This window comes from Streptomyces sp. CB02366 (assembly GCF_001905905.1).
In the GTDB taxonomy this organism is placed as follows: Bacteria; Actinomycetota; Actinomycetes; order Streptomycetales; family Streptomycetaceae; genus Streptomyces.
On record NZ_LIVT01000003.1, the window covers coordinates 647,089 to 664,502 of the forward strand.

The following is a 17,414-nucleotide window of genomic DNA, read 5'->3' on the forward strand; positions in this document are numbered from 1 at the left end:
CAGACCGTCGCTATTCGGCCATTCTCTCGAAGCGCCACCCTGCGCGCGGGCCGTGCCGCGCCCTCCCCTGGCGGCCCTTCCACGCACAGTCCGGGAGGTGGGCCTCACCTCCCGGACCGGTCCGCCGCCCGCGGGGAATGGAGCGGCGGTTTCCCCCAGCCCACTGAGTCCAGTGCAGCGGGCCGACCCACGCAGGACACAGACAACCGGCCGGGTGGACGCCGGGCCAGAGCGCACGGCCGGGCGCACGGCCACACGCCGGGAGCACGCTCCGCCCCGGCGTGCGGCCTCCGCCGGGGCGGCCGCGATCGCCCGCACGGACAACAATCCCGCCATCCGGACGTCCGCCCCTTAACGGTAGGGATAGGGAGAACTACGCTGTGTTTACCGGTGTTCTCGACAGGGGGGCATATTCCTCGGGGCTCAGCCATATGCGTGTGCGGGCGGAGTACGAGGGTTCGAACCTGGGGAGGCACTGGTACGAATGCCGCGCACCGTCCTCGGTGACGCGGCGGCTGTCTGTGTGTCGAGGGGTGGCGCATGTCCAGGGAGCAACGCGGGCCGAACGAGAAGCTCGGCACGGTTCTCGCCCTCGCGGGAATCAGTAACGCCGGGCTCGCCCGGCGGGTCAACGACCTCGGAGCACAGCGCGGTCTGACACTTCGCTACGACAAGACCTCGGTGGCCCGGTGGGTCGCCAAGGGGATGGTGCCGCAGGGCGCGGCGCCGCATCTCATCGCGGCGGCGATCGGGGCCAAGCTCGGCCGGCCGGTCCCGCTGCACGAGATCGGCCTCGCCGACGCGGACCCGGCCCCGGAGGTCGGGCTCGCCTTCCCCCGGGACGTGGGCGAGGCGGTCCGGTCGGCGACCGAGCTGTACCGGCTGGACCTGGCCGGGCGGCGGGGAGGCGGCGGGATCTGGCAGTCCCTGGCGGGGTCGTTCTCGGTGAGCGCCTACGCGACGCCCGCCTCGCGCTGGCTGATAACCCCCGCCGATCCGTCGGTGGCCCGGGATCCCACGGCGGCGCAGGCGTCGGCCCTCGGGGCGCGCGCCGGGGGCGACGCCCCCGGCGCGGCGGGGGCCCGCGGCTCCGGAGCCGCGGCGGAGGCCCGGGGCGCCCACTTCTTCCCCGGCTCCGCCGGCTCCGTCCCGGTCCAGCCCGGACCGGAGGCGGTCGCGGACGCCTCGCCGCTGCGCGTCGGCCACAGCGATGTGACGAAGCTGCGCGAGGCCGCGCAGGACGCCCGGCGCTGGGACTCCAAGTACGGCGGCGGCGACTGGCGCTCCTCCATGGTTCCCGAGTGCTTACGCGTGGACGCCGCGCCGCTGCTCCTCGGCTCGTACACCGACGAGGTCGGACGGGCCCTGTTCGGCGCGTCCGCCGAGCTGACCCGGCTGGCCGGGTGGATGGCCTTCGACACCGGCCAGCAGGAGGCCGCCCAGCGCTACTACATCCAGGCGCTGCGCCTGGCCCGGGCCGCCGCCGACGTCCCGCTCGGCGGCTACGTCCTGGCCTCGATGTCCCTCCAGGCGACCTACCGCGGCTTCGCCGACGAGGGCGTCGACCTCGCCCAGGCCGCCGTCGAGCGCAACCGCGGCCTCGCCACCGCCCGCACCATGAGCTTCTTCCGGCTGGTGGAGGCCCGCGCCCACGCGAAGGCGGGCGACGCTCCGGCCGCGGGGGCCGCGCTCAAGGGCGCGGAGAGCTGGCTGGAGCGGTCCCGGGCGGGCGACTCCGACCCCCCCTGGCTCGGCTTCTACGGCTACGACCGGTTCGCCGCCGACGCCGCCGAGTGCTACCGGGACCTGAAGGCCCCCCGCCAGGTGCGGCGCTTCACCGAGCAGGCGCTGTCCCGGCCCACCGAGGAGTTCGTCCGCAGCCATGGGCTGCGGCTCGTCGTCTCCGCCGTCGCCGAACTGGAGTCGGGCAACCTGGACGCGGCCTGCGCGGCGGGCACCCGGGCGGTCGAGGTCGCCGGAAGGATCTCCTCCGCCCGCACCACCGAGTACGTACGCGATCTGCTCCACCGGCTGGAGCCGTACGGGGACGAGCCCCGCGTCGCGGAGCTGCGGGAACGGGCCCGTCCGTTGCTGGTCACCCAGGTCTGAGCGGGGCGGGGGCGCGGGAGCGGCCCGCCGGGCGCCCGGGGCCGGGGGCGGCGGCCCGGCGGACGGCCCGGCGCCGTGGAGCGGGCCCGCGCCGTGGAGCGGGCCGGGGTCGTGGGGCGGCGGCCGGACGCGGGAGTGTGCGGCACGCCCCGTCCGGCCGGGGTTCGAGTCCGTTGTCAGTGGGTCAGTGCACTATCGGGGTGGGAGGTGGCGTGATGATGACGCACGCGGCGTACGACTGCGATGTGCTGGTGATCGGCGGCGGGATCGTCGGTCTGTCGACCGCGTACGCGCTGACCCGGTCCGCCCCGGGCGCCCGGGTGACGGTCCTGGAGAAGGAGAGCGGCCCCGCCCGCCACCAGACCGGCCGCAACAGCGGCGTGGTCCACAGCGGCATCTACTACCGCCCCGGCTCCCTCAAGGCGCGGTACGCGCTGCGCGGCTCCGCCGAGCTGGCGGAGTTCTGCGCCGAGCACGCCATCGCCCACGCCACCACCGGCAAGCTGATCGTCGCCACCGACCGCTCCGAGCTGCCCCGGCTGCATTCCCTGGTGCAGCGGGGCCGCGCGCACGGGCTGCCCGTGCGGGAGCTGGGCCCCGCCCAGATCGCGGAGTACGAGCCGGAGGTGCGGGGACTGGCGGCGATCCGGGTCGGCGCCACCGGCGTCTGCGACTTCACCGCCGTCGCCCACCGCTTCGCGGCCGAGGTCGGCGCCGGCGGCGGCATCGTGCGGTACGGGGCGGAGGTCACCGCCATCGACCGACGCCCCTGGGGCGTGGCGGTGCGCACGGCGGACGGCCTGGTCGTGCGGGCCAGGGTGCTGGTCAACTGCGCGGGGCTGCACTGCGACCGGGTGGCCCGCCTCGCCGGGGACGACCCCGGGGTGCGGATCGTGCCGTTCCGGGGCGAGTACTACGCGCTGGACCGCCCCGAGCTGGTGCGCGGTCTGGTCTACCCGGTGCCGGACCCCGCGTTCCCCTTCCTCGGCGTCCACCTCACCCGGGGTTTCGACGGCTCGGTCCACGTCGGGCCGAACGCGGTCCCCGCCCTGGCCCGCGAGGGCTACGCCTGGCCGCGGGTCCGCCCCGCCGAACTGCTGTCCACGCTGAGCTGGCCGGGCACCTGGCAGATCGCCCGCCGCCACTGGCGGTACGGGGCGGGCGAGGTGCACCGCTCGCTGTCCCGGGCCGCGTTCACCCGGGCCGTCCAGCGGCTGCTGCCCGCCGCCACCGAGGACGACCTGCGCCCGTCGCCCGCCGGGGTGCGGGCCCAGGCGGTGGCGAAGGACGGCACGCTGGTCGACGACTTCCTCATCCGCGAGGCCCCGCACACCGTGCACGTGCTCAACGCCCCGTCGCCCGCCGCGACGGCGTGCCTGCCCATCGGACGGGAGGTCGCGCGGCTCGCGCTGCGCCGGGCTCAGGGGGCGGGGTGGAAGCCGCCCGCCGTAGAATCCGGTCATTGTGTCTGAGCAGCCCCTGAACCCCAGCCCCGCCGGATCCCCCGACGACGCCGCGGCCGACGCGGGGCCCGCGGCCTCCGAGCCGACCGCCCCCGCCCGGACCGGTTCCACGGCGGCCGACGCGCTCTCCGATGCCCCGGCCGCGGACGCCGCGTCCGCCGCGAAGGCCGACCTGAGCGCCGAGGAGGCCGCCGCTCTGCGCGCCGCCTCCTTCGAGCGCGCGCGTCGGCTGCGGCAGGAGCCCCGCTTCCCCGGCGGCCCCGCGGCCGACCCGGCGGGCTCGCACCACGAGCGCCGCATCCGCAGCTTCCAGCCGCGCCGCAGCCGGGTCACCACCGGCCAGCAGGAATCCCTGGAGCGGCTGTGGCCGAAGTGGGGCCTGGACATCGACGGCAAGCGCGTCCTCGACCTGACCGAGATGTTCGGCGGACTGCCGGTGGTCCTGGAGATCGGCTTCGGCATGGGCGAGGCCACCGCGCAGATGGCGGCCGACGACCCGGGCACCGGCATCCTCGCGGTCGACGTCCACACCCCCGGCCAGGGCAATCTCCTCGGTCTCGCGGACAGGGCGGGCTCGACGAACGTACGGGTGGCCAACGGCGACGCGATCATCCTGCTGCGCGAGATGCTGGCCCCCGAGTCGCTGGACGGGCTGCGGGTCTACTTCCCCGACCCGTGGCCGAAGGCCCGTCACCACAAGCGGCGGCTCATCCAGCCCGAGTTCCTGGACCTGGTGGCCCCGGTGCTGAAGCCCGGCGCGATCGTCCACTGCGCCACCGACTGGGAGCCGTACGCGGAGCAGATGCTGGAGGTGCTCACCGCGCACCCCCGCTTCGAGAACACCGCGGCCGACGGCGGCTACGCCCCCCGCCCCGCGTTCCGGCCGCTCACCCGCTTCGAGGGGCAGGGCCTGGACAAGGGGCACGTCGTCCACGACCTGCTGTTCGCCCGGGTCTGACCCGCCGCTTCGCCGCGCGGCGGCTTCCCGGCCCCGCGCGGCGTCCGTGCGCGGCCCGCGCGGAGCGGAGTGCGGCCCCGGTCCGGCCGGATACGCCGTCGCCGGATGTCGGTGCGCCTCGTTAGGGTCGAGAGGTGTCCGACCCCTCCGTGCGGTATCAGCAGGCGCGGCCCGCCGTCCCGGTCCTCCACGAGCAGCGGCTCGACGAGGTCCTGGGCGCCGCGCCGGAGCATGGCCGACAGCGTTACCGGCCGCACCGCGTCGGCATGCTGTGGCGCAGCAAGGTGTTCCGCGCCGGGGCCGTGGCCGCGGCGCTCCTGCTGTGCGGCCTGGTGATCCTCGCCCTCGTCCGCGAGCAGACCGGCCCGCAGGGGTTCCTGGTCGGTCTCGGCCTCGCGGTGCTGCCCGTTCCGCTGCTGATGGCGGCGTTCCGCTGGCTGGACCGGGTCGAACCGGGGCCCTGGCGGAACCTGTTGTTCTCCTTCGCCTGGGGCGCGTGCGCCGCCGCACTCGTCGCGATCATCGCCAACTCCTTCGCGACGCGCTGGATAGCCACGGCGACGGCCGACCCGGCGAGCGCGGACGCCCTGGGGGCGACGGTGATCGCCCCCGTGGTCGAGGAGAGCGCGAAGGCGGCGGCGGTACTGCTGATCTTCCTGTTCCGCAGACGGGAGTTCAGCGGCGTGGTGGACGGCGTCGTCGTCGCCGGCTTCACCGCGACGGGCTTCGCGTTCACGGAGAACATCCTCTACCTGGGCAACGCCTTCGGCGAGGACCAGCAGCTCGGCGGCTCCGGGTTCGCCTCGGTGACGGCGGGGACGTTCTTCGTACGGATCGTGATGTCGCCGTTCGCGCATCCCCTGTTCACCGTCCTCACCGGCCTCGGCTTCGGCTTCGCGGCCGTCGGCGACCGCCGCCGCCGGGTCCGCCGGATCGCCCTGCCCCTGCTGGGCCTGGTCCTGGCGATGGGGCTGCACGCCCTGTGGAACGGATCGTCGTCCTTCGGCCCGTACGGCTTCTACGCGGTGTACGGCATCGTCATGGTCCCCGCCTTCGCCCTGGTGACCTGGCTGGCGATCTGGTCCCGCCAGCGGGAGCTGCGTACGCTCGCCGCCGAGCTGCCCGCGTACGCGGCGGCAGGCTGGCTCACCCCCGCCGAACCGTCGGCGCTCTCCTCCATGCGGGCCCGGGGCGTCGCCCGCGACCTGGCCCGCCACTGGCAGCGGGACCGGGCCCGGGGCCGGGCGGCGGCCCGCGCGGTCGCGGAGTACGAGTCGTTCGCGACCTCGCTGGCGGGACTGCGCCGCCGGGCCCGCCACGGCGCGGTGGGCCCGGACTTCGGCGCGCGGGAGCGGGAGTTGCTGCACCACCTCTGGCAGCGCCGGGAGATCGCGGCCCCGGCCCTCGCCCACGCGGCCCGCCTCACCTCCCGCCCGGGGGCCCACCGGGGCCTCCCGCCGACGCCGTACGGCAACGGGTACGGGTACGGGTACGGCAACGCTCCCTGGAGCCCGGCCGGTCACGGGCAGCCGCAGGCCCCGGCGTCGGCGTACGGGCAGCCGCCCGGCCAGCCGTACGCGCCGCCGCACGGCCACGGATACGGCGGCCCTCCCCCGCCCCGCGGCCACGCCCCCGCCCCGCACACCCACCGCCGCCCGCCGCGGTGACCGGAGCGGGCGGGGCGGAGCGGGCGCCCCGGCCCGGGGGCCAGTGCCGGGGCGGGGGGCCAAGGCGGGGGGCCGGGGACGGGGACGGTCTCCGGTCGCGTCAGGCCGACGCCTCGGTGAGCAGGGCGACCTCCGCGTCCGTCAGCCGCAGGTCGGCGACCGCGACGAGGGCGGGGAGCTGTCCGACCGTGCGGGCGGAGGCGATGGGGGCGGCGACGGTCGGCTGCGCGGCGAGCCAGGCGAGGGCGACGGTGGCGATCTCGACGCCCCGTTCCCCGGCGACCCGGTCGAGGGCTGCCAGGACCTTGCGGCCGCGCTCCGTCTCCAGGTGGCCGCCCGCCGTCGCGGACCGGGCGCTCTCGACGGCCGCCCCGGGGCGGTACTTGCCGGTGAGGAAGCCCGAGGCGAGCGCGTAGTACGGGACGGCGGCGAGACCGGCTGCCGCCGCGGTGTCCTGGAGCTCCCCCTCGTAGGTGTCGCGGGAGACCAGGTTGTAGTGGGGCTGGAGGGCGACGTACCGGGCGAGGCCCTCGCGCTCGGAGAAGTCGAGGGAGGCCCGCAGCCGCTCGGGACTGATGTTGGAGGCGGCGATGTGGCGCACCTTGCCGTCCTTCACCAGCCGGTCGAGGGTGGTGACGATCTCCTCGACGGGGACGGTCTCGTCGTCGTAGTGCGTGTAGAGGAGGTCGATGCGGTCGGTACGGAGCCGGCTCAGCGAAGCGTCGACCGCGCCCTTGACCGCACCGGCGGACAGGCCCCGGTGGTCGGGGTGGGCGCCGGCCTTGGTGGCGACGACGACGTCGGACCGGTTGCCGCGGGAGGCGAGCCAGTTGCCGATGACGGTCTCCGACTCACCGCCCCGGTTGCCGTCGGCCCAGGCGGAGTACACGTCGGCGGTGTCGATGAAGTTGCCGCCGGCCGCCACGTAGGCGTCCAGGACGGCGAAGGACTGTTCCTCGTCCGCCGTCCAGCCGAAGACGTTGCCGCCGAGGGCGAGCGGGAAGACCTGGAGGTCGGAGGTGCCGAGGGGAGTGCGCGCAGAAGTCATGTAAGGGATCAACGGGCCGGCCCGGAGACGGTATTCCGCCGTGTCCGCCGTTCGTGGCCGGGCCCGCCGGGGAAGGGCCGCCACGGGGGCCCGTCCCGAACCCGTCCGCGCGCGCCCGTCCGTCCGCCCGTCACCGGACAGACCGGCAGCCCTGACGTCGGGGGGTGTGCGTCAGGGCTGCCGGGGTTTCGGGGAGGCCGGCCGAGGAAGGGCGCCGGCCCGGGGCCGCCGGGGCGGTCGGCCCCCGGGGCTCAGACCCGCAGGCCCTTGCTGTTCAGCCAGGCCATCGGGTCCATCGCCGAGCCGCCGGCGGTGCGGACCTCCAGGTGGAGGTGGACGCCGGTGACGTTGCCGCTGTCGCCCATGCGGCCGATGGTCTGGCCGGTGGTCACCTTCTGTCCGACGGAGACCTCGATGGAGGACTGGTGGGCGTACCAGATCTCCGTGCCGTCCTCCAGCTGGAGCACCGTGCGGTAGCCGTACGAACCGGAGTAGCCGGCCGACGTGATCGTGCCGCTGTGCACGGCCTTGAGCGGCGCACCGGCCGAGCCGGCGAAGTCGAGGCCGGTGTGCTGGCCGGAGGACCACATCGCGCCGGACTGCCCGTAGGTCGAGGTGATCGTGTACGAGAACGTCGGGAGGGAGAAGCTGGCGGCGAGCTTGGCGAGCCGCTCCTCCTCTGCCTTCTTCTTCGCCGCTTCCTCCGCGGCCTTCTTCTTCGCGGCGGCCTGCTTCTCGGCCTCGTCCTGCTGCTTCTCGGCCTCCGCCGCCGCCTTCTCGGCCGCGGCCTTCTCCGCCGCGGCCCTGGCCTCGGCGTCGGCATTGGCCTGCTGCTGCTCGGCCTGCTGGAGGATCCGGGCCCGCAGCGCCTCGCCCGCGTCGGTGCCGCTCTCCGCCTCGGCGGCGGTGAGCCCGGCGGTGGTGAGCGGCGCGGCGGCGACGGGGTCGGTGCTCTCGTCGTCCGCCATGAAAGCCCCTACGCCGGGAAGGGACTTGGCGTCAGGGAGATTGTCCGCGATGGAATCGGGAAGAGAGATGGAGACCGGGGCCTTGTCCTGAGCGGTGGCGATGCCGCCCGCTCCGACGGCCGCTATGACGCCGACCCCGAGGACGGTGGAGCTACGGGCCAGACCTCGCTGCTTGGCCACGCGGTGCCTGCCGCGCACGGGACGGATGGTGTCCTCGGTGGGGTTCCACTCGCCCGGGGACCGCTCCGCGCCACCGTAGGCGCCTGCGGAGAAGGGTGACACGGCCTCAGGGGCAGGCTTGTTGGACGCCACGTGGGCGCACTCCTTTCCTTCCTTCTCGCCTACCGGGTTAGCTGACGGGTTCGGAGCAGGAAGGTCTCCTACGGGCCCCTCCGCCTCTCACGAGACGCAGGCGTCCGATTCACCCCATGTAGGTGGTTCCCCGGTTCCCTTGCGGAATTCGGCGCTCGCGCGCGGCGCCGCCCTGACGACGACTGTGACGACCGCGCTGCGTTACCGAACGTTAATAGACACCCGGCTCCGATTCCAAGCCGTTCCTGTTGATCATTAACGAACAGGGTGGGGACGTACAGGACACAAGCGGGTCGAACCGGGCGACTTGACCGCGGCTCAGCCACATTCCTTTTCCTGATGGTGCGTCAAACGTTATGCGGAGCGGTGTTCTTCGATCACACACCGTGGTATCGCCCCGTGGCCCGGCGCGCTACCCCTCGCCCCGGCCCACGATCGGCACCGTCGTCCGGCGCACCGGCTGCCCCTCCGCCGGCCGCCCCACGGCGATCAGCGCCATGTCGTCCGTGGCCCGGCCGCCCGTGTGCAGCCGTACGTCGTCGGTGAGCGCCGACAGCAGCTCCTCGGGCCCCGGGAAGATCCGCCCGCGCAACCGGGCCGCCGGATCGTAGAAGACCCCGTCGGCGTTCCGGGCCTCGGACAGGCCGTCCGTGAAGGCGAGCAGCGTCGCCCCGGCCGGCATCGCCCACTCGTCGGCCCGGTCCGGCCACACCCCCAGGTTCATCCCCAGCGGCAGCGCGGGCGTCGAGGGCGCCAGCACCTCCAGGGTGCCGTCCCCGTGCAGCAGGATCGGCTCGGGGTGGCCGCGGTTGACGAGGCGGAGCGAGGCCGCCCCGGGCGGGATCTCGGCCAGGACGGCGGTGATGAACCCCTCCATGGCGTCCAGCCCGTACCGCCGCGTCCCCTCCCGGGCGAGCGCCCGCTCCAGCCGCTGTGCGACGCCCTCCAGCGAGCGCTCCTGCTCGGCCGCCTCCCGGAACGACCCGATGATCACCGCCACCGCCTCGACGGCCCCGAGCCCCTTGCCGCGCACGTCCCCCACCACCACGCGGACGCCGTACGGGGTGTCGGCGACGGCGTACAGGTCGCCGCCCACGAACTCGTCCGCCTGCGCCGCCTCGTACCGCGCGGCCACCTGGAGCCCGCCGATCCGCTCGGCCGGGGTCGGCAGCACGGCCCGCATGGCGGTCTCCGCGATGACCCGGGCCGAGGCCAGCTGCTCGTTGCCCCGCCGCACCACCCCGTTGATGACCACGGCCAGGACCGCGGCGGTGAGCACGGTGAGCATCTCGATGACCGGGACCGCCCGGGTGGGAATCCCGTCGGAGAACCTCATCACGACGACGGAGCAGAGCGCCGCGACGCCCGTGCGGACGGTCCGGGACAGCGAGAAGAACGGCGCGGCGATCAGCGGGGCCGCGACGAACAGCGGGACGGCGGTGAAGTTGGCCGGGGTCAGCGAGTCGAAGACCAGCCCCCCGACGATGAGCAGCGCCGGCAGCATCCGGACGAACCGCCGGGACACCCGGGTGCCGGGCGTCACCACGCCGTCCGGCGAACCGAACACCGCGCGGGCCACCGCGCCGACGCCCCCCGACGCGCCCCGCCGCCGCTCCTTGGCCATCCCCACCTGTGCACTCCTGCCCGGTCCATCCACGGTTGCGGACGGTACCGCGCCCCGTCCAGGCTTCCCGGAACCGCGCCGAGCGGCGACTCCTCATCGGCCGAACAGGGGGAAATGCGGGCGGCGGATCGGCCACCCGTGGTCAGTCGGAGAGCCGGTGTTCCGCGTAGACCGTCAGCGCGTCCCGTACGAAGGCGGCGGTGCCGTCCCCGTAGCGATCGTAGTTCTTTCCGAACCGGGGATCGGCGACATACATCTCCCCGAGCCCCTTCACGTACGACCGGCCGGGCTCCTTGGCCGACGACGCCAGCCACGCGCAGTGCCGGCGCGCGATCTCCTGCGCCTCCGGGCCGTCGGCGGCGAACCCGGCCGCGCGGGCCCGGCCCCAGTCCCGGGCGATGGCCTCGTGCTCGTCCCGGAACGCCTTCTTCCCCGCCGCCCCGAGCGAACGCCACCAGCGGTCGCCCTCCTCGTACGCGTCCCGGCCCCAGCGCTCGGTGACCTCCTGCTCGTGGACCGTGTGGTCGAACCCGTCGAACACTTCGTCAGCCATGAGTTCCATCCCCTCCAGCGTCTTGTGGAGAGTGGTCCGCACCGAGGCGATCTGCCGCCCGATGCGCGCCTGCTCCTGTTCCAGCAGCCGCAGGTGCGCCCGCAGCGCCACCGCCGTGTCCCGCTGCCCCGCGAGTACGTCCTTGACGGCGGACAGCGAAAGCCCCAGCTCCCGCAGCAGCAGGATGCGCTGCAACCGGACGAGGGCGTCCTGGTCGTAGTAGCGGTAACCGTTGCTCCCGATCCGGCTCGGCGCGAGGAGACCGATGTCCCCGTAGTGCCGGAGCGTGCGGCTCGTGGTGCCGGCCCGGCGCGCGATTTCCTGAATGGACCACTCCATGCCGGAAACGCTAGATCTTTACGCTACGTCAAGGTCAAGCGCCGCCCGTCCGCCGCGGCCGTGCCCGGCCCGGAAACGACTCGGGCCCGGCACGCTGTCTGCGTGCCGGGCCCGGGCCTTCAGTAGCGGGGACAGGATTTGAACCTGCGACCTCTGGGTTATGAGCCCAGCGAGCTACCGAGCTGCTCCACCCCGCGTCGGTGAACACAACTGTACGGCATGCGCAGAGCCCGTTCGACCAGGTTTCCCAGGGGCGGTCCGCTTATCCACCACCCTGCGGGACCGTCCCTGCGGCCTGCCACGGCCGATGGTCTGATCGGCTGCCTGACAGGGGGCCTCGGCGGACAGGGGCTTCGATGGAGGCGCCCTACGGTCCGTTCCAGCCATCCGGTGCTGGCGGACCCGCTCGCGTATCACCGGGCACGACAAATTGGCAGTCAGTCACTGCACCCGCCCCGCGCGGCAGAGCTGAGATCTATCTTTGACGAGTTGCCACTCTTTCCCCGCACGCGCGGGGGTGGTCCCAGTCTCTGGGGATGAAGAGGCCAGGAAGCACCGTGGTCCCCGCAAATGCGGGGGTGTACCCGATAAGTGATGGTCGTACCGAGGCTCTCGGTACGACCATCACGCATGTCAGGGGGGCATGTGTCGGGTTCTCGATCGCGCGCTCGACCTCATACGTGCCCTACCTCTACACCCCCAAAGACTGTTGGATTCTCCCGTTACGCCAAGCGTCTTCCTCCGTTAAATCTCGCAACAGGGCCGTCATCCCAACAGCCCGTGAGGAACCGCAGGAGCAGAACATGCTCGTGATCATGTTGAGGTGGCAGGATTCCGGCTGGTCCAGTCCGGCCGCGTGGTGCCTCTTCGTCATCGCCTTGGCCAGCGCCGCCGTCCTGCTTCGCGTCTCCACAGCACTCGTCCTCAGGAGGCGGAAAGGGCCGACCGGAGGCCCCTGCGGCGGCGGATCCAGCGCAGGTGGTCGATGAATCTGCCCGCACGTACCAAGAGCTCGGTGCCCCGACCCGCAGGGTCCGGCGGGCGAGAAGGGCGGCCGAGGGCGGTGGGCGACTGCATCCCCTCGCTCATGACCATCGAGGGCTCCGCCCGCACCCCGGCTCCCTCACGCTCTCCCTCGCTTTCATCGGGACCAGCAGGGGGCTCGATCCGGGGGAAAAGGCGTCGCCCCCAGCTCGATCGCACTCTGAGCCGGGGGCGGAGGGGTAGGCCGTGTGGGACTCGAACCCACAACCAACGGATTAAAAGTCGGGTGAGGTATCAGACCGTCCTGTCCCGCGCCCTGACGGCTTGTGCCGCGCCCTACCGAAAGTGCCTGCTCAGCAGCCCTTGCCGCACCGCCCCTTGCCGCCGCATCTGTCGCTTCGTGCCGACTAATGACGGGTCATTACGGTGCGTCCGGTGGAGCATTGATGGAGCAAGAAGGCCCCGCCACCTGCGGTGACGAGGCCTCGCGCGTACATCAACCAGGATACCCCGGCAGACCGACATCACGTCGAACTGTCAGCGGACTCCTCCGGCTTCCGGGCACGGGGCACCACGGCCGCCGCGCGCTCGGTCAGCTCGTCCTCGTACTCCTCGAACAGCTCCATGTACGTGTCCGACGTCAGCACGATCGTCGAGTGCCGCAGCTTCACCTTCGCGTCGTGCAGATCGCCGCCGCCGGCCTTCACCAGGGCGGCCGCCCCGTGGCGGGCGTCCCGCAGGTTGATCGGCGGCAGGCCCGCCGCGTCGGCGATCCGGCGGAACGTCTTGCTCACCGTGTCCGGGTGCAGCCACGTCCCGTCCTCCTGGGTGAACACCTTCCCGGTGTCCGTCCACGTCTTCCCGGCTGCGATGCGCGCGTCCCGCTCGGCCAGCTGCGCGGCACGGTGCGCGGCCAGGACCCGGCCGGTGCCCCGGTCGATCTTCACCGCGGCGGCCGAGCCGTCCGTCTTCGGGTCCTCCTCCACCGGGGTCCACCCGTCGACCACGATCTCCTTCGCCACCGTGATCTTGTTGGCCTCGACGTTCGCCCAGTCCAGGCCCACGCCCTCACCTCGGCGCAGACCGTGGTGAGTGATCAGGTGGAAGAAGGCGTAGAGCCGGTCACCCTCGGCCGCATCGAGGAACGCGCCGAGCTGGGCGGGAGTCCACACCATCACCGCGCTCGGCTTCTGCCCGGTCTCCCGCCACCGTGCCACGCGCTCATCCGTCCACAGCAGCCCCTTCGGCCGGCGGCCGGGGGCGAGCTCGACGTGAGAGGCCGCGTTGAAGGTGATGAGCTGTGCGGAGATCGCCGCGTTCAAGGCCGCCCGGAGCGTTGACCGGATGCGCTGCTTCGTCGCCGGGCCAGTGACCTTCCGGAACGGGGGCATCTCCGCCAGCTTGACCCGCTCCGCTTCGAGCTGCGCCCGCTCCGACGCCTTCGGGGCCCCGGGCTTACCGCGCGTACACCGGGCGGACTGCTCGCGGCGTGCCTGGTTCTCCGCGAGGATCGTCTCGTTCGCCTCGTCGATCGCATCGAACATGGCCTGCGCGTGACCGACGTTGAACCGGTCCATACGAATGTGGCCGACGGCCGGCTTGATGTGGACGCGGACGTGGGACTCGTACCCGGTGGCCGTCTTCCTCTTCTTCGAGGCCTTCTTCTTGGCGACCCAGGAGTCGAGCCAGTCCCCGACGGTGGTGGAGCCGTTGAGCGGAACACCGGCGCCGATCCGGCGGGTGACGTCTGCGGGTTCCGGGATCGGCCCGCGGCTGCCCATCAGTTCGGCGAGGAGGTCACCAATGCGGCACTGGGCGTCTTCGTCGTCGGGCGCCAGGTCGAGGAGAGCCTGGATACGGGACAGGTCCTTCTGCGCGTCGCCCGCGGTGGCGTAACCGGTGCGCTGGAACTGGCGGCGCTTCCCCTCTGCGGTGGGCGGCAGCTCCTGGGACACCCGGTGCTTACCGTGTGCCCGCTTGGACAGCAGCGGGCAGGCCGCGCCGAGCCGCTTCCCGTCCGGGCCGCGGCACTCGCAGCGCTTACTGATCCCACCAGCACGACGCGAAGTCGGCATGTGAGTACCCCCATCCCAGGTTCACCCATTGTGCATGCTCATCCCAGCAGAACAGCTTAACCGCCACTCCTGCGATACTTCTCCATTGCCTCCTCTACGGCCCTCTCGATCACTGGGCGCATTTCATCAAGGATTCCATTCACCTTATACATTTCGGACTCAGTTAGCCCGATTTGATCATCCGGAAGCATGGGCCTCTCATCTGGAACCTCTGCGGCCGAGTTTTCCATCTCCGGCTCACCTACAGCACTGACTGGCGCCCCGCCAGCCCCATCGCTTCGAGGAGATCCGAGGTCCTCCAGGGGAACAGAATCTGGGTCAAGATACAGAAGCTCGCGAGGCAACGCAGGAGGGAGCAGATCCCGCTCCTTCATCTTCGTTCGGTATCCCTGGATGATCTTTTCGTGGTTCGCGACTTGCTTCTCCATGCTCTCCACCCTGTCCTGCGCATACTGCAATCGCATGCGGCTCTGATCCCGCTTGGTAGAGGCACTCAGGAACCTTTGCTCCAGTTCGGACCGCCTGTCCGTAAGCCTGATGTCATGGGATAGCGCGCTACTTACCTGGGGGTCGCGCCCCAACTGATCCACAATAATGCGCAACTGTTGTTGCAAATCCATCAATAGAGCCTCGTCAGAATCCCTCTCCGCTGCAATCCTGACCACCTCTACGCGAGCGTGCTCCCTGGCGCGTCGACTTCGACGGAGGCTCGTAACACTGTCTTGGTGGCAACGGCTCAACCCTAGGGGTGTCTCAAAGAATTCATCGGCGGCATCCGCATCTATGAATGCGTGACCCGAGACCCAATCCACTGCGAAAGCAGGCTCAAGATACCCACCCGGCAAAACCTCCGTCTGCGGCTCTTGTCCGACCGGGAAAAGCAGTACTGCGGGTGGAACATTCAGAGCCCGCGCAAGGATGAGCACCTCCGCCACGGTCACCGTCGTCCGCCGGCCGCTCTCAAGGTTCGCCAGGACTGAACGCTGGATCGGCATGCCTAGCGCACCGCATCTGTCCGCCAGCTGTTGCGCACTCAAGTCCTGCGCATGCCTGTGCCTTCTCACCTCTCGGGCGATCGAGTGCGCCAGCCGGGTCGACCAGTCAGCAGGTTCAGCTACTTGTGTCATGAAAACGAGACTCCCATGGCTCTTGGGTCGGCACCAAGCGGGACCGATCGACACCCTTCGACACCTTGTGTCATGAGGAAGCAGACTGACAGCTCATGTGTCAGCGCACAAGACAACATCGCTTGACATTGGTCGCACAGGGGGCGCACACTCGGGCCACTTCGCCAGGAAGCAACTTCCGCAAGGAGTGCCACGAATGATGACAAGTACCACCGGCTGGCGTCCTCTCACCCGTTCTGAGCTGCTCGCACTTCCCGCCGTAGTGGATCTGGAGACCGCGGCGAGGGCTTTCGGTATCGGCCGCACCACGGCTTACTCCCTCGCCCGCAGCGGCGAGTTCCCCTGCCAGGTGATCCGCGCCGGAAAGGCCTACCGGGCGATCACGGCGGACCTGCACCGGGTCCTCCACATTGCCCCAGAAACCAGCGAAGGCGCCGCAGCGGTAACTGCGACGCCTTCGAGCGAACCGACCAACCAGACCCGATGAAGAGCAGAGAGGGCCGATCCACCATGAGTATCTCAGACGCCACCAGCACCCGACAGCTGAACCTCGGCCAGACGGAACCGGCCGCCGCCCCCTGCGGGACCTACACCTGGTGTGCCGAGACCGGCCAGCACACCACGCACGCCTCCGCCTACACCGAGGCCCCCACCCCCGACGGGTTCGGCGACTGCGTCCTCCCCGCCAACATCATCGCGGAGACCGGCGCCGGGGCCTTCGCTCCCTGCGTCGGCTGGCTCGACCTCGACCTCACCGCCGAGCAGACCCGGGCCCGGGTCGCCGAGCTCCACCGTCACCTCGACACCGTGGCCGCGCTCGCCGACATCGTCGACGGCCAGGCCCCGCTGGAGCCCGGCACCGAGTGCTACTCGGTCACCGCCTTCGGGACGAATGGCGCGCTCATCAGCTCGGAGGTCTACCGCCTCGACGACCCGCAGCCCGGCGAGCCCGCCGCACGGATCGCCGTGTTCGGGCAGCCCGAGGCGGACGCCGACCTCGACGTCGCCGGTGCCGATCAGCTCGTCGCTGGCCTGGAGCAGTTCCTCCCCCGGCTGCGCGCCCAGCGCAACCACCTCGCCGCGGTCCTCGGCTCGGGCAGCGGAGGTTCGGTCCGCGCCACGGACGGAACACCCGGCCACTACTCGTGGTGCAACGTCGCGGGCTGCCGGACCTACCAGTACGACGAGCGCGACGGCGGCGGCTCCTACGTCGAGCACGTCGGGCACGAGACCGCCATCACCCTGTCCGACGGGCACCCCGCCGACGACATCCGCATCACCGCCGGCCTCGGGGCGGACGAGTCCTACACCAGCGGGCCGAAGGTCTACCTCGCCGTCGGCGACCTCGACGCCCTCGGGCTCGGCGCCCACGGCGTGGACACCACCATCGCCCAGCTCGAAGCCCTCACCAGCGCGCTGCGGACGATGCGCGGCCAGATGGACAGCGAGGCCCGCCCGTGACCGAGAAGCAGACCACCGGCCCGTCCGGAGACCTCGCCGTCCCCGGCCGCCCGGCCCACGCCACGCACGGCGACGCCGCCTACTGGGCGCGCGTCCGACGCATCGTCGACGCCGCTCCGCCCTTGTCCGACGAGCAGCGGGCCACGATCCGCGCCGCGCTCGCCCCCGCCGTCACCGCACTCTGCCAGCAGGCCACGCCGAAGGAGAAGGCAGCATGACCGAACGCCGACCCGGCCAGTGGCCGATCGTTCCCCGCACCCGCCTCACCTCCGTCCCGGCCCCGGCCGCCGAGCCCGCCCCGGTCGCGCCGCCCGTCGTGGTGCCGGTCCCCGAGGTGCAGCTCGTCGTCACCGTCGACCTCACCGGCCGCTACGACCGGAGCAGCGACGTCACCGCGGACCTGTACGAGCAGACCCGCTACTCGACCGACTGCCACACCGCGATCGTCCGCCTCGGCGAGGAGGCCCTGCGCTGCGGGTCCGGCCTCGGCCAGGCCATCGCCGCCCGCTTCTTCCTCGCGGGCCGGCGGATCGAGGTGCACGTTCCGGCCGGAACCCGGTGGGCGTTCATCGCCAGCGACGTACGGCAGCACCTGCGCCACATGACCGCTGACCACGAGCGGATGCTCAACTCCCCGCGGGCATCCGGCGGCTGACCTCGGAAGCGCACGCCGCCCGGGCCCCGTCTGCGCGCCCGGGCGGCGTGCGCATCACGAACACCACCAGC

At 72.2% G+C, this 17,414-nt stretch carries 14 protein-coding genes, 1 tRNA gene and 1 riboswitch; of the genes, 8 read left to right on the forward strand and 7 right to left on the reverse strand.

From position 1 onward, the window contains the following. Window positions 1-540 precede the first annotated feature (540 nt). The 4 genes from AMK24_RS11460 (at window position 541) to AMK24_RS11475 (ending at window position 6,197) form a co-directional block, all read left to right on the forward strand. Entirely contained in the window at window positions 541-2,109 is a 1,569-nt protein-coding gene (locus tag AMK24_RS11460; RefSeq protein WP_073767713.1) for a sporulation protein, read from the forward strand. Window positions 2,110-2,324: 215 nt separating this feature from the next. Then, entirely contained in the window at window positions 2,325-3,581 is a 1,257-nt protein-coding gene (lhgO, locus tag AMK24_RS11465; RefSeq protein WP_073767715.1) for an L-2-hydroxyglutarate oxidase, read from the forward strand. Then, window positions 3,574-4,530, forward strand: a complete 957-nt coding sequence (gene trmB / locus AMK24_RS11470; RefSeq protein WP_073767717.1) for a tRNA (guanosine(46)-N7)-methyltransferase TrmB — start codon at window positions 3,574-3,576, stop codon at window positions 4,528-4,530. Before lhgO ends, trmB begins: the two co-directional genes overlap by 8 nt. A 134-nt stretch (window positions 4,531-4,664) precedes the next feature. Further along, entirely contained in the window at window positions 4,665-6,197 is a 1,533-nt protein-coding gene (locus AMK24_RS11475) for a PrsW family intramembrane metalloprotease (RefSeq protein WP_073767719.1), read from the forward strand. 100 nt (window positions 6,198-6,297) lie between these two features. Here the strand turns inward: AMK24_RS11475 and AMK24_RS11480 are convergent, their stop codons facing one another. From AMK24_RS11480 to AMK24_RS11515, 7 genes are all read right to left on the reverse strand, one after another. Beyond that, window positions 6,298-7,245, reverse strand: a complete 948-nt coding sequence (locus AMK24_RS11480) for an aldo/keto reductase (protein ID WP_073767721.1) — start codon at window positions 7,243-7,245, stop codon at window positions 6,298-6,300. Window positions 7,246-7,496: 251 nt separating this feature from the next. Next, window positions 7,497-8,525 (reverse strand): M23 family metallopeptidase, encoded by a 1,029-nt coding sequence (locus AMK24_RS11485; RefSeq protein ID WP_073767723.1) that lies wholly within the window; start codon window positions 8,523-8,525, stop codon window positions 7,497-7,499. A gap of 12 nt (window positions 8,526-8,537) precedes the next feature. Continuing rightward, window positions 8,538-8,689, reverse strand: a riboswitch (cyclic di-AMP (ydaO/yuaA leader). A 248-nt stretch (window positions 8,690-8,937) separates the two neighbouring features. Further along, window positions 8,938-10,149: a PP2C family protein-serine/threonine phosphatase gene (locus tag AMK24_RS11490; RefSeq protein WP_079190485.1), complete on the reverse strand. Its 1,212-nt coding sequence runs from the start codon at window positions 10,147-10,149 to the stop codon at window positions 8,938-8,940. A gap of 142 nt (window positions 10,150-10,291) precedes the next feature. After that, the gene (locus AMK24_RS11495) at window positions 10,292-11,041 is read right to left on the reverse strand and encodes a MerR family transcriptional regulator (protein WP_073767725.1); all 750 of its coding nucleotides are present in this window, start codon (window positions 11,039-11,041) and stop codon (window positions 10,292-10,294) included. Between the two features lie 123 nt (window positions 11,042-11,164). Then, window positions 11,165-11,238: transfer RNA gene (locus AMK24_RS11500), tRNA-Met, on the reverse strand. 1,311 nt (window positions 11,239-12,549) lie between these two features. Continuing rightward, on the reverse strand, window positions 12,550-14,100 hold the full coding sequence (locus AMK24_RS11510; RefSeq protein ID WP_073767729.1) for a site-specific integrase: 1,551 nt from the start codon (window positions 14,098-14,100) through the stop codon (window positions 12,550-12,552). Window positions 14,101-14,156: 56 nt separating this feature from the next. Next, window positions 14,157-15,227, reverse strand: a complete 1,071-nt coding sequence (locus AMK24_RS11515) for a helix-turn-helix domain-containing protein (RefSeq protein WP_073767731.1) — start codon at window positions 15,225-15,227, stop codon at window positions 14,157-14,159. 199 nt (window positions 15,228-15,426) lie between these two features. Here AMK24_RS11515 and AMK24_RS11520 point away from each other — a divergent pair, with 199 nt between their 5' ends. Genes AMK24_RS11520 through AMK24_RS11535 form a run of 4 tightly spaced genes read left to right on the forward strand, consistent with a single transcriptional unit; the run spans window position 15,427 to window position 17,343 of the window. Next, window positions 15,427-15,714 carry a helix-turn-helix domain-containing protein gene (locus AMK24_RS11520; RefSeq protein ID WP_107427394.1) on the forward strand — a complete coding sequence of 96 codons (288 nt, stop codon included), beginning with the start codon at window positions 15,427-15,429 and terminating at the stop codon, window positions 15,712-15,714. A 23-nt stretch (window positions 15,715-15,737) separates the two neighbouring features. Then, window positions 15,738-16,688, forward strand: a complete 951-nt coding sequence (locus AMK24_RS11525) for a DUF6907 domain-containing protein (RefSeq protein ID WP_073767735.1) — start codon at window positions 15,738-15,740, stop codon at window positions 16,686-16,688. Beyond that, entirely contained in the window at window positions 16,685-16,906 is a 222-nt protein-coding gene (locus tag AMK24_RS11530) for a hypothetical protein (protein WP_073767737.1), read from the forward strand. Before AMK24_RS11525 ends, AMK24_RS11530 begins: the two co-directional genes overlap by 4 nt. Beyond that, window positions 16,903-17,343, forward strand: coding sequence for a hypothetical protein (locus tag AMK24_RS11535; protein ID WP_073767739.1), 441 nt, complete (start codon window positions 16,903-16,905; stop codon window positions 17,341-17,343). The genes AMK24_RS11530 and AMK24_RS11535 overlap by 4 nt, the downstream gene beginning before the upstream one ends. Window positions 17,344-17,414: the final 71 nt, after the last annotated feature.

What these genes read in the sequence shown, in the direction of transcription:
- AMK24_RS11515 (WP_073767731.1), bottom strand. Translation starts at nt 15,227, where the DNA reads ATGACACAAGTAGCTGAACCTGCTGACTGGTCGACCCGGCTGGCGCAC.
- AMK24_RS11480 (WP_073767721.1), bottom strand. Translation starts at nt 7,245, where the DNA reads ATGACTTCTGCGCGCACTCCCCTCGGCACCTCCGACCTCCAGGTCTTC.
- lhgO (WP_073767715.1), top strand. Translation starts at nt 2,325, where the DNA reads ATGATGACGCACGCGGCGTACGACTGCGATGTGCTGGTGATCGGCGGC.
- AMK24_RS11495 (WP_073767725.1), bottom strand. Translation starts at nt 11,041, where the DNA reads ATGGAGTGGTCCATTCAGGAAATCGCGCGCCGGGCCGGCACCACGAGC.
- AMK24_RS11490 (WP_079190485.1), bottom strand. Translation starts at nt 10,149, where the DNA reads ATGGCCAAGGAGCGGCGGCGGGGCGCGTCGGGGGGCGTCGGCGCGGTG.
- AMK24_RS11520 (WP_107427394.1), top strand. Translation starts at nt 15,427, where the DNA reads ATGACAAGTACCACCGGCTGGCGTCCTCTCACCCGTTCTGAGCTGCTC.
- AMK24_RS11510 (WP_073767729.1), bottom strand. Translation starts at nt 14,100, where the DNA reads ATGCCGACTTCGCGTCGTGCTGGTGGGATCAGTAAGCGCTGCGAGTGC.
- AMK24_RS11525 (WP_073767735.1), top strand. Translation starts at nt 15,738, where the DNA reads ATGAGTATCTCAGACGCCACCAGCACCCGACAGCTGAACCTCGGCCAG.
- AMK24_RS11535 (WP_073767739.1), top strand. Translation starts at nt 16,903, where the DNA reads ATGACCGAACGCCGACCCGGCCAGTGGCCGATCGTTCCCCGCACCCGC.
- AMK24_RS11460 (WP_073767713.1), top strand. Translation starts at nt 541, where the DNA reads ATGTCCAGGGAGCAACGCGGGCCGAACGAGAAGCTCGGCACGGTTCTC.